Annotated in this window: 14 protein-coding genes; 1 reads left to right on the forward strand and 13 read right to left on the reverse strand. The window is 34.3% G+C overall.

Features of this window, described 5'->3' with window-relative positions:
• Positions 1–144: 144 nt before the first annotated feature.
• Positions 145–1539 (forward strand): DUF4403 family protein, encoded by a 1395-nt coding sequence (locus VI621_RS13580; protein ID WP_324218948.1) that lies wholly within the window; start codon positions 145–147, stop codon positions 1537–1539.
• Positions 1540–1576: 37 nt separating this feature from the next.
• On the opposite strand, the gene VI621_RS13585 is transcribed toward VI621_RS13580, so the two are convergent.
• The 13 genes from VI621_RS13585 to gcvH form a co-directional block, all read right to left on the reverse strand.
• A complete protein-coding gene (locus VI621_RS13585; protein ID WP_324218949.1) occupies positions 1577–1828 on the reverse strand; it encodes a hypothetical protein in 252 nt (83 codons plus the stop codon).
• Complete coding sequence (locus VI621_RS13590; RefSeq protein WP_324218950.1) at positions 1821–2360, reverse strand: DUF420 domain-containing protein; 540 nt, start codon at positions 2358–2360, stop codon at positions 1821–1823. Before VI621_RS13590 ends, VI621_RS13585 begins: the two co-directional genes overlap by 8 nt.
• Positions 2361–2365: 5 nt before the next feature.
• Positions 2366–3052 (reverse strand): SCO family protein, encoded by a 687-nt coding sequence (locus VI621_RS13595; protein ID WP_324218951.1) that lies wholly within the window; start codon positions 3050–3052, stop codon positions 2366–2368.
• Positions 3053–3063: 11 nt separating this feature from the next.
• Complete coding sequence (locus tag VI621_RS13600) at positions 3064–3705, reverse strand: hypothetical protein (RefSeq protein WP_324218952.1); 642 nt, start codon at positions 3703–3705, stop codon at positions 3064–3066.
• Between the two features lie 78 nt (positions 3706–3783).
• On the reverse strand, positions 3784–4140 hold the full coding sequence (locus VI621_RS13605) for a cytochrome C oxidase subunit IV family protein (RefSeq protein ID WP_324218953.1): 357 nt from the start codon (positions 4138–4140) through the stop codon (positions 3784–3786).
• A gap of 19 nt (positions 4141–4159) precedes the next feature.
• Positions 4160–5188 carry a cytochrome c oxidase subunit 3 gene (locus VI621_RS13610; RefSeq protein ID WP_324218954.1) on the reverse strand — a complete coding sequence of 343 codons (1029 nt, stop codon included), beginning with the start codon at positions 5186–5188 and terminating at the stop codon, positions 4160–4162.
• Between the two features lie 43 nt (positions 5189–5231).
• A complete protein-coding gene (locus tag VI621_RS13615; RefSeq protein ID WP_324218955.1) occupies positions 5232–5813 on the reverse strand; it encodes a cytochrome c oxidase subunit 3 in 582 nt (193 codons plus the stop codon).
• Positions 5814–5815: 2 nt separating this feature from the next.
• Complete coding sequence (gene cyoE, locus VI621_RS13620) at positions 5816–6718, reverse strand: heme o synthase (RefSeq protein WP_324218956.1); 903 nt, start codon at positions 6716–6718, stop codon at positions 5816–5818.
• A gap of 149 nt (positions 6719–6867) precedes the next feature.
• Positions 6868–7407: an SRPBCC family protein gene (locus VI621_RS13625; protein ID WP_324218957.1), complete on the reverse strand. Its 540-nt coding sequence runs from the start codon at positions 7405–7407 to the stop codon at positions 6868–6870.
• Between the two features lie 46 nt (positions 7408–7453).
• Positions 7454–9565 (reverse strand): gliding motility protein RemB, encoded by a 2112-nt coding sequence (locus tag VI621_RS13630; protein WP_324218958.1) that lies wholly within the window; start codon positions 9563–9565, stop codon positions 7454–7456.
• A 21-nt stretch (positions 9566–9586) separates the two neighbouring features.
• Positions 9587–10330, reverse strand: coding sequence for a deoxyribose-phosphate aldolase (gene deoC / locus VI621_RS13635; RefSeq protein WP_324218959.1), 744 nt, complete (start codon positions 10328–10330; stop codon positions 9587–9589).
• A 137-nt stretch (positions 10331–10467) separates the two neighbouring features.
• Entirely contained in the window at positions 10468–10860 is a 393-nt protein-coding gene (locus VI621_RS13640) for a VanZ family protein (RefSeq protein WP_324218960.1), read from the reverse strand.
• Complete coding sequence (gcvH, locus tag VI621_RS13645) at positions 10853–11233, reverse strand: glycine cleavage system protein GcvH (RefSeq protein ID WP_324218961.1); 381 nt, start codon at positions 11231–11233, stop codon at positions 10853–10855. Before gcvH ends, VI621_RS13640 begins: the two co-directional genes overlap by 8 nt.
• Positions 11234–11333 lie beyond the last annotated feature (100 nt).

Below are 11333 nucleotides of genomic sequence, written 5' to 3' on the forward strand. Positions count from 1 at the left end.
TTTATGTTTTTTTGTCAATTTTTTAACAAAAATAAAATTAATCTTATAAGACGATTCTCTCGAAACTTTGTTACATGATTTTTATGAAATTTATATTGAAATTAGAATTAAATTTACTCCGATAATTTAACTCTTATATTGCTTTTGAAAACAATACTTCATATCACGTCTCTACTGGTTTTTTTTATAATTTCAAGCTGCTCGTCCACACAAAAAATTACCGCTTTAAAACCGGAACCGGACGATGCGAAGCCTTTGGTTTATGAAACCACTACTTCATTTATCAAAATTCCAATACTCATTAAACTGAAAGATATAGAAAATCAGACCAATAAAACTTTGAATGGATTGATTTATGAAGACAACAATATTGAGGACGATGATATTGAAATGAAAGTATGGAAATTGGCACCCATTGCAATCGAAAATCTGAACGGGAAAATTAAAACCGTTTTGCCTTTAAAAGCCTTTATAAAATACAGAATTGGAACAGACAAATTAGGTGTTTCACTTTATAATACAAGGGAATTTAATTTGAATGGAGTCGTTACTTTGATAAGTGATGTCAGTTTGTCAAATTGGAAATTAAACACCGCTACCGAACTAAAATCTTTAGATTGGAATGAAACTCCAACAACAACCGTTTTTGGAAAAACAGTCCCAATTACTTACTTAATCAATCCGACAGTTCGTCTTTTTAGATCTAAAATTGAACGAAACATTGATGAAGCCATTGCCAAATCGATGGATTTCAAACCTAACGTCCTCGAAGCGCTGGAAAAAATCTGTACGCCATTTCAAATGAACGAAGCTTACGAAACCTGGCTTCGTGTGGTTCCGATAGAATTATACACCACCGATGCAAAATTCAAGAAAGAAACGATTACAATGGATATGGGTTTGAAATGTACCATGGAAACTTTAATCGGGCATAAACCAGCTACTAAATTCGATAAAAATAAAATCGTTTTGAAGCCTGTAATGCAAATGCCGGAACGAATCACAACCAATATTGCTGCCGTTTCCAGTTATCAGGATGCTTCAAAAATAATTACTAAGAATTTTTCCGGGCAGGAATTTGGAGCTGGGACTAAAAAAGTAACCGTTCAAAATGTGGCACTTTGGCACAAAAACGGCAAAATGGTTATTGCCTTGGATTTGTTGGGAAGTCTGAACGGAACAATATATCTGACTGGTTATCCCCAATATAATGAAGCTACAAAAGAAGTCTATTTCGACCAACTGGATTATGCCCTTGACACCAAAAGCAAATTGACAAAAACCGCAAACTGGCTGGCTCAAGGTTATGTTTTAAGAAAAATTCAGGAAAATTGTCGTTATTCTATTAGACCAAATTTGGACGAAGGCAAACAAAGCATGATGAAATACTTGAAAAATTATTCGCCTATGCCCGGTGTTTTTGTAAATGGAACTATCGATGATATCCAATTTCAAAAAATACAGCTCACGAATAAAGCCATCATTGCTTTTATCAAAGTAAATGGCGATGTGAATGTTACAGTGGATGGGATTCAGTAGAATGAAAAAAATAGGCTAAAACCAAAAATGATCTGATCTATTTATTTTTCATTTTCATACGATAAATGTAGTAGCCTACTGCACCGACAAGAATATACGGAATCGCCATTAAGTATACAATTCCGTCATTTACTGCTTCGGCTTTTACGCCATTACCTTCACTCTCCAAAGCTGCACGACACATCGCACATTGCCCTTGAGAAGTTACAGATAAAAACAAAAAACAAAGCACAAAAAATGCATTTTGGGTTTTGAATTTTGACTTTTGGATTTTGTATCTCTTAAACATAATAGGGCGAAATCATCAAATAAACAATAACTCCGGTAACCGCAACATACAACCAAATCGGGAAAGTGATTTTGGCAATTTTTTTATGCTTGTCAAATTTTTTCGCCAATGCTCTTACATACGTAATCAGCACTAGCGGAATAACAATAATGGACAAAAGAATGTGTGTTAACAGAATAAAAAAGTAAACATATTTAATGGTTCCTTCGCCACCAAATTTTGTGGAATCCGAAGTCATGTGATAAGCCACATACATGGCTAAAAAAGCAACCGAAAGTGCAATTGCCGTTTTCATTAAATTTTCATGGAGCTGCCTTTTTCCGTTTTTAATAGCTAAAACCGCAGCCACTAAAACCATTGCCGTTATACCATTTATAGTGGCATAAATGGGCGGTAAAAATGTCATTGGCGCAACATCATAACCAAGTTTTCTCAGATTAACTGTAAATAAAAGAGCTACAACAAGCGGGATGGCAATAGACAACACCAGGATCCATTTATTGTATTTTTGTTCAATCAAATTATTTTCCATACTTCTTATTCTCTTAATAAAATCGCAATGTCTTGTTGAATTGCTTTTACACCTTCTTTTTCTAAACCATCATAATACAAAATCGGATTCCCGTAATTGTCTTTTCTACAACGAATATTCCCTTTTTTGTCAATCAAAGCAAACAATCCGGAGTGTTCGAAACCACCTGCCACTTTGCTGTTTTCTCCTACATAGACATTAAAACCCTTGTTCGCAATATCAAAAATATAGGCTTTATCTCCGGTTAGCATGTGCCAGTTCGATGATTTTATACCTAATTTATCTGCGTGCATTTTTAAAACTGCTGGCGTGTCGTTTTCTGGATTTATGGTAATGGACGCAATTCCGAAGTTTGGATTTCCAAAGAATTTATTTTGAATGTCCATCATATTCAAATTCATTTTCGGACAAATTGTAGGACAGGTTGTAAAAAAGAATTCAACTAAATAAACTTTCCCTTCAAAATCTTTATTGGAAATAATCTTGTTGTTTTGATTCGTTAATTCAAATTTTGGTGCCGGGCCAATTTTAACCAGTTTCCCATCATCTTTTGTCTGATCAGAAACATTGTCTAAACGATTGCCTTTAACTACCTCATTGTTCTTTATTCTATCCACAATTTTCGGGATAGCATAGATTCCAAAGATCAAAATAATCAAAGAAATTCCTATATATGATTTATTTTTAAACATGATTCTGAAAATTAAATTTTTCTTGAAGCATTATTATTCTTTTTCAATGCTGCGCGATATTCATATAAAATGATTTTAAAATCATCTAACATTTCGTTGCTTAATTCCGAAAGATGAAACGTGTTGTATCCTTCTTTGTAATCTTCCTTATCCTTACGTCCTCTTAAATTTCTTTCTTTGTCAACGATAAAAACATTAGGCGTGCCAAAATCCTCATTTAATTTTCCAACTAATTTCAATTGATTGTAATAGTTTTGAATTTCATCTGTTTTTGCAAAAACAAAATGCCATTGAGAAACATCAGTTATGGTAGACAATTGATTCACGATATACTTAGCGTCTTTTTCCGTTCCTAAAGGACATAGAACCACAAACTGCAAATCTTCGAACTCGTGGTAGCGTTGGTATATCTTCTGGTTTAGATTAAAATAATTACCCCTGTTTTTCATCATATCCAACCCTGAAAAACCTAAGATGGTAATTTTATTATTGAGTGTTACTTTCTCTCCGTTTAAAGAAGTCCAGCTTTCAAAATCAGGAATTTTAGGGGTCAATATAGGTAATTTCGTAAAACTGTTTACTCCGGAAGCAAAGAAAAGATAGGCAACAATAGGTAAAACAAAGAGTGTAAAAAGGACAATATTTTTTTTCATTTTATACATGAAATTATTTAAAGTACAAAAATAAAAAAAGACGGTGTAAAACCGTCTTTTTTTTGAATTAATATGTTGTTAAAAATTCCATTTAATGGTTGAATTTTTAAAAACCTCAAAAATATAGTTTCCTTCTACTAAAAGGATGAATAATAAATAAATAACTAAAAATATTACAGGCAGAACAACTGCCCATCTAAGACTTCCTTTTTCCCCTTCCATGTGCATAAACGCCCATACAATGTAATAAGCTTTGAAAATGGTTAAGATATAAAATATCCAATTCAGCAAATTCATCCCTAGAAAGTGGTTCAAGTGTAATGATTCCGGTTTAAGAATTCCCAGGATTACCTCAACCGTTGTTACAACAGATAACAAAGCGAAAACAAACCAAATTCTTTTTGTATTAGATACATGCTCGTGTGCGTGTGACATAATAATAACTTTTAGTAAATTAAACTAGATAGAAAACTGTAAATACGAATACCCAAACTAAATCGACAAAGTGCCAATATAACCCCACTTTTTCTACCATTTCGTAGCTTCTTCTTTTCTCATAAGTTCCCATAAGAACATTAAAGAAAATAATAATGTTAATAAGGACTCCAGAGATTACGTGGAAACCGTGAAAACCTGTGATGAAGAAAAAGAAATCGGCAAATAATTTACTTCCGTATTCATTATGACTTAGACTCGCACCTTCAACAACAAGATTTGCCTGGCTTAATCTTACTTCAGATTCAGCTCTGGTCAATATTGTTTTATGCTTGATTTTAGTTAACTCATGATTGATTTTGGTATCTTTTTTAGATACTGCGTCATCTTCATAAATAACTTCTGTTCTGACTAAAAGATCAGGATGTGCTTTGAAACCAGCCTGAACTTCAGCAACCGAATAAGTTGGTAAAGAACTTTCTTCCATAAACCAATTCCCTTTATTTCTTTCTAAACGGGTTCTTTCCTCTGGAAGTGTCGCTGCAAAATCCTCTAATTTTACTCGGTGACCTTCTTTATCAACAAACTGAAGAAGACTTCCTCCATTTGTTTCAACTGCGCCATATTCTCCTTTGATAAAGTTCTTCCATTCCCAAGCTTGTGAGCCTACGAATATTAAACCTCCAATAATGGTTAGGAACATGTAGAATGCCACTTTGCTTTTTTGCATATGATGTCCTGCATCAACAGCCAAAACCATCGTTACCGATGAAAAAATCAAAATAAATGTCATTAATGCCACATAATACATCGGCGCAGAAACACCGTGCATGAATGGAAAGTGTGTAAAAACCTCATCGGCTAAGGGCCAGGTTTCAATAAATTTAAATCTTGAAAAGCCATAGGCTCCTAGAAATCCTGAAAACGTTATAGCATCTGATACGATAAAAAACCACATCATCAATTTACCATAATTCGCTCCCATTGGCTCATTTCCGCCACCCCAATTTCTGTCTTCACTATTTGCAGTAGTAACTGTCGATTCCATATATAGTCATTCGTTAAAAAGTTCCCAAATTTACGTTTTTTTCTTATTTAAAGAAATATAAAAATAAAAACAAATAAACCCATAAGAAATCAAGAAAGTGCCAATACATTGCACCGAGCTCTATACCAAGGGTTTGACCTGAATTGTATTTTTGTTTAAAATGATTATAAATTATGATTAAAAGCGAAATTAATCCCCCAAAAAGGTGTGCCATGTGCACAATCGTAACAATGTACAAAAAAGTTGTCGTGATTGAGCTTTCGCTTCCCGTGAAAAAATACCCGTTTTCAACGATTTGCCTAAACCCGACAAACTGCAATATCACAAACAAAATTCCCAATGCTAAAGTAATTAAAAGAAATGATGTTGTAGCACTTCTATTGTCTTTTTGTATTGCTTTTTTTGCTAAATGAAAAGTCACGCTACAGCCAATAATAACTGCCGTACTATAGTAAAATGCAGTCGGCAATTGAAAATCCTTCAACCAATCCACTCTGGATTTACTCACCACAAAAGCACTTGTTAAACCAGCAAACATCATAAACATGCTTATCATAGCAAATAGCAAAAGTAATTTGTATGATCTTGCCTTTCTTTCTTTGTGTTCCTCAATTGTCATTTCCATAATTATCGTAAAAATTTATCTAATATATAAATTATTTGTAGCAATGTAATATACGAAACACTCACTAACATCAATGTTTTTGCTGCTTTTGAAGTTCTTAATTTGTATAATTTAAAGGCGTAAAACAACATCCATAATCCAAGTAAAAACACTAAAACTGCCGAGATTGGCGTAATGTATAACCTTCCTGTATAACCTAAAGCAGGCAAAAGCGATGCTATTAATAACCAAACCGTATATAAAATAGTTTGCAAAGCAGTCGATTTGTCCTTTTTCCCTGTTGGCAACATGAAAAAACCAGCTTTTTCGTAGTCTTCATACAAAAGCCAACCGATAGCCCAAAAATGTGGAAATTGCCAGAAAAACTGAATTAAAAAAAGCGTTCCTGCCTCTATTCCAAAATCATTTGTTGCCGCAACCCAACCCAACATAAACGGAATCGCACCCGGAAATGCACCTACAAAAACTGACAACGGCGTCATTCTTTTTAAAGGCGTATAAACACTCGTATAAAGAAAAATGGAAATCGCCCCAAACATGGCCGATTTCGGATTGATTGTATATAATAATGTGACTCCAATAATAGTTAGAATACTCGCTATAAACAAAGCCATATTCGGAGACATTCTCCCAGCGGGCACAGGACGGTTTTTCGTTCTGTCCATTAAAGCATCCAGATCTTTTTCGATTACTTGATTAAATGCATTGGAGGCACCCACCATACAATATCCGCCAATAGCGAGTATAATCAGAACAGACCACTCAAAAGGATGTTCATCATTAAAACCCAGCAAATATCCGGCAATCGAAGAAAACAAAACACTTATGGCAAGTCCTGCTTTGGTGATTTCTTTAAAATCAGTAAAAACCGTTTTAAGGGAAAAGGAATTTGTAGTAGCGCTCAATGGGGTCTTATTTGATTTTTCAAAACTAGCGCAAAGATACTTGAAAATTTACATTACATCAAAATGAAAAACCTTAAAATGAACGACTGAAAATTGATTTAATAAAAAAAGGCAAACACCAATCTGTCTGCCTTTTTTTAAGTCATAATCTATTTCTCTAAAACTTCTTTCAAATTTTTCAAACCCCCTTCAAAATCTCCGCCTATCATCTCATCCATATCCATGAAAAGCAACATCAGATTCATCGGATAATCCATAGTGCCTTTAAAACCCCATTTTACTTTTGTCTGATTATCAGAAACGGACTCTGTTAGAAAATAGGCATCATGTTCGGCTTCAAACGGAATTTTAAAACGCAGCTTGACATCCATACGCTCGCCCTCAATAATTTTAGCAATTTCTTGTTCTCCTTTTCCAACTTCTTCATTTTCACTATCCCAAGTAGCAACAAAACCTACTTCTCCATCATTCCCCTTGTATGTTTTCTTGGTCATCGGATCTTTTCTGGCCCAAACCGAAAAATTATCCTGATTTTTAAGATGTTTGATATATTCAAACACTTCTGTTTTTGGTTTATTAATTACAATTTTCCGCTCCACGGCATAGTCTTTTTTAACAAAAAATCCTATAATCAGCAGTACGGCAATGACTCCCAGAACAAATAATAAAATTTTTTTCAATACATTCATGATTTATTTGTTTAAAATTAATTGTTAAATTTATGCATTCCATCTACTAATAATCAAAGTACCAATTAAAAATATCCGCTCTTAAACCAATAGTAAACCAAGTGGTATCTTCTTTGAAAGTTGTGGCTGTATCTTGTGTCGGATCAAAATTTCTATAAATAATACTTCCGAAAAATTTCAGGTTCATTGCGGGATTCACTAAATAGCCGGCTTGTAAATCCGCAATAAAAATAGTGGTTTTGTTTCCTTGTCCAACCTCAACTCCTCTATCATAAGGCCTGTCATCATCATAGCTTTTATAAATATTCCCGCCATAATTAAAACTATCTTCAGCAGTATCAAAATCCAAACCGCGCGTTCCGAAAGTTACTTTGGCATCCGCAAAATATCTTCCTTTATGATAACGGCCAATAGCGATAAACTCCTTGAAATTTCCTCCCCATTGATGTCCGACACTTTGATTATTGTGCCCATAATTAGTCAAAGGATTACTGTGCGAATACACATAAGGACGAACATGATTGTACTCTAATTGCACCAACAGATTGTCTACATTAAATGCATTGAAATACTTTGCTCCCAGTTGATACCCATATTTGTTTTTCCAGCTTTTATCCATTGCTTTTATATCGCCAAGCGAAAATTCGTCCAAAAGAAATTGTCCGTACAAATTAATCTGATTGTTCCATTTGTATTTTGCCGTAAGCCCCAGAAGTGCATTTCCGCTTCTTGATGAAGAAGCAAACTCCACGGAACGATAGAAAATAATAGGATTTATAAAACTCATATCAAAACCCCTGTCATTTGTATTTGCCCAAACTACGGATTCAAACATTCCTATATTTAGTCTTTTAGATACATTCCAGCTCAAATAATGATTTGCCATGTATTTGGTCGAATACGTACGATCTACCGTAGCTGCAGGAGTAACATCTTTCAGCCACATATAGGTATTCGTATATTTTATTTTCCAAAAACTGGTGTTGATTTTTACATACGGATACGGACTTGGGCCATCGCTTTCTAACAACGAACGGTAACCATCACCAATAAAATTTCTGCTGTAACCCATCTGCAAGTTGATGAATTTACTTGGCGTATAAGTCAAATTGGCTTCTGCCAAAGGAAAATCATACGCATCTTCTTTAAATCCTTTTGCAATTCCGATTCCTGGAATAATAGCGGGATTCCCGCCTGACGGTTTTATGGATTCGGCATACCGATTGAAATAATCAGCAAAACGACCTTGGCTTTCATATATTGTTGTGGTAAAGTTCAATTGTTCTCCCAAACCACCCTGAATTTGAATTCCTCGTGTATTCACAAAAGTAGATTTTGAAACACTTGGATTGCTTTTACCCATTTGTAAATCAAAAATCGGGTTCATCGTAAACCAATATCCATCGCCTTGAATTTCTACGGTGTTTTCATTCCAAAATTTTCTGGTCCACCAACTAGATGCGTCTTTCCGTATTTTCTTATTAGCTTCTTTCAGATTATAATATTTTGAAACCTCAGCATACGTATAAGGCTTGGAAGCCGTATGATTATTAGTTCCGACCTGATTCATCGAAGCATCAAATTGTGAATAATAACTGTGTGAAAGCGGAATATTTAAATGACTTTCCAATTGTGGATTATCGAATTTCTTTTTAATGATATTGTCATATTCTGCCAATTCTTTGCTTCTATCTTTGGTTAAAGCGGTTGCTTTATTTTCGGCTTCAGCCTCAGCAGCCATTTCCGCAGCAGTTTTTAATGGAATTGGGATTCTGATTGTGTATCGTGAATAAGTGGGTTGACCGTTATGTGTTGGCGGATTAATCTTTGGAAACAATCCAAAAACCCTTTTGCTTTCTTCAACTAAAGCCGCGTCGATAGCATCAACATATTGCACTTTGAAGCTACCTTTATCATCCACTTCAAAAAGGACAATTACAGTTCCTTTGTAATTGCTTAATTGTAAATTCTCGGGTATTTTAAAATTCGAATAAACAAAATCCTGAACCTGATTGTAAAAACAGGTTTCTAAATTCTTGTTTTGCAAATTTACGCAGTTTGGAAAAACCGGAAATTGTTCTACATTTTTTTCTGAAACTTGTGCCTTAGAAAGCGAAGAGCAAAGTACTAAAAGCAATAATGGAATATATTTTTTCATATATGGTTTTGAACTGTAAAATTAATATTCGCTTTTGGAAACTTCACCATTGGCAATTGTTTTTGCTCCGGAAGTTCCAATTCTTTTTACACCAAGACGAATCATATCTAATGCTTCTTCATAGGTTCTCACTCCTCCGGCGGCTTTCACGGGAAGTGGCGATGCGTTTTCGAGCATCATAATTATCGTTGGGATTGTAGCGCCATTCGGAAGGTTATTTTCTGTTTTATAAAATCCGGTAGAGGACTTCACAAAAACCGATGCATAACTTTCTTCTTTGAAATTAGACATAATCACATTCTTGATTAATGCAGATAATTGAATAATTTGCTGATTGTTTAATGCCGCCACTTCAATAATCCATTTTACCACTTTGTGATGGTTTAATCCGAGTTGGGTGCATTTTAGAATTTCTTCTTTTACCAAATCAATTTCACCTTTTTTAAAGGCTTCATAATTACATACAAAATCCAAATCATCAGCACCATCAAGCATTGCCTGATTCGCTTCTTCAAGTTTCTTAACAAGACTGGAATTCCCATCCGGAAAATCAATTACAGTTCCGATATCTACTTTAGAATTGGCCTCTGTAATCATTTTCTTAGCCAAAGAAACCATTTCAGGACGAATCATAATTAGTTTGAAATGCTCATCGATAGCTTCCTGAATAAAACCTTTTACGATTTCGACATTCTCTTTCTCGCTGATACCAGCTTGAATAGCTGTTTTCAAATAGGTTGAATCTAAATATTGTCTGATATTCATTTGATGCATTTTATTGTTTTTACATTACCTCAACATTCCCTATCTGCTATTTTGTTTTGAACACAAATCTTCAAATAGCTCATACCAAGGGATAAAAATAAAAAAATCCCACCGAAGTGGGACTGTTTTCTGTAATTTTAATTGGAAAGTTTTCTTTTTTGCATGTATTTCTGATATAACCTTATCGAAATTACCGCCATTACTGCTCCAGTCGTGTTTGCTAGCACATCGTAAATATCTGCTTTTCTTGCTATCGTAAAAAATCCTTGCATGATTTCTACTGAAATTCCGTAAATAAACGACAGCAAGAAAACCGCTAGAATCGTTTTGGCATTACTCGACTCGATTTTTTCATGGCTGAAATATAAAAACCAAAGCCAGGTAAAAACAAAATGGAACGTAAAATGAACGTATTTATCTGCATTTTGTAAACTCACTTGAGGCACAACATTACCTATGCTCACTAAACACAAAAAAGCGATAGCAAATGTCCAAAATAAAGCTGCCCAAAAATAAATTTGTTTAGGCACCAATTAGTTTTTTGTATGCTTCGCTGGAGAGCAATTCTTCAATTTCAGCAACATTAGCAATTTTCACTTTTACCATCCAACCTTTTCCGTACGGATCTGAATTTACTGTTTCCGGATCGCTTTCAAGACTATCATTGAATTCAACAATTTCTCCTGATAAAGGAAGAAACAAATCTGAAACCGTTTTCACCGCCTCAACTGTCCCGAAAACTTCGTCTTTGTTAAGCGTTTGGTCTAGTGTTTCCACTTCAACATAAACGATATCACCTAATTCTTTTTGTGCAAAATCGGTAATTCCTATAGTTGCAATTTCTCCGTCTATGCTAACCCATTCGTGGTCTTTTGTGTATTTTAAATTTGCTGGTATGTTCATTGTATTGCTAATTGTTTGTTTATATTTAATTTGTCAGTTGTTTACACTTCTTAAAAAGCAAATGTAAAGTTTACTATTATATTTTTAAAATGTTTTAACG

It is taken from the genome of Flavobacterium sp. (assembly GCF_035292545.1).
Classification (GTDB): Bacteria; Bacteroidota; Bacteroidia; order Flavobacteriales; family Flavobacteriaceae; genus Flavobacterium.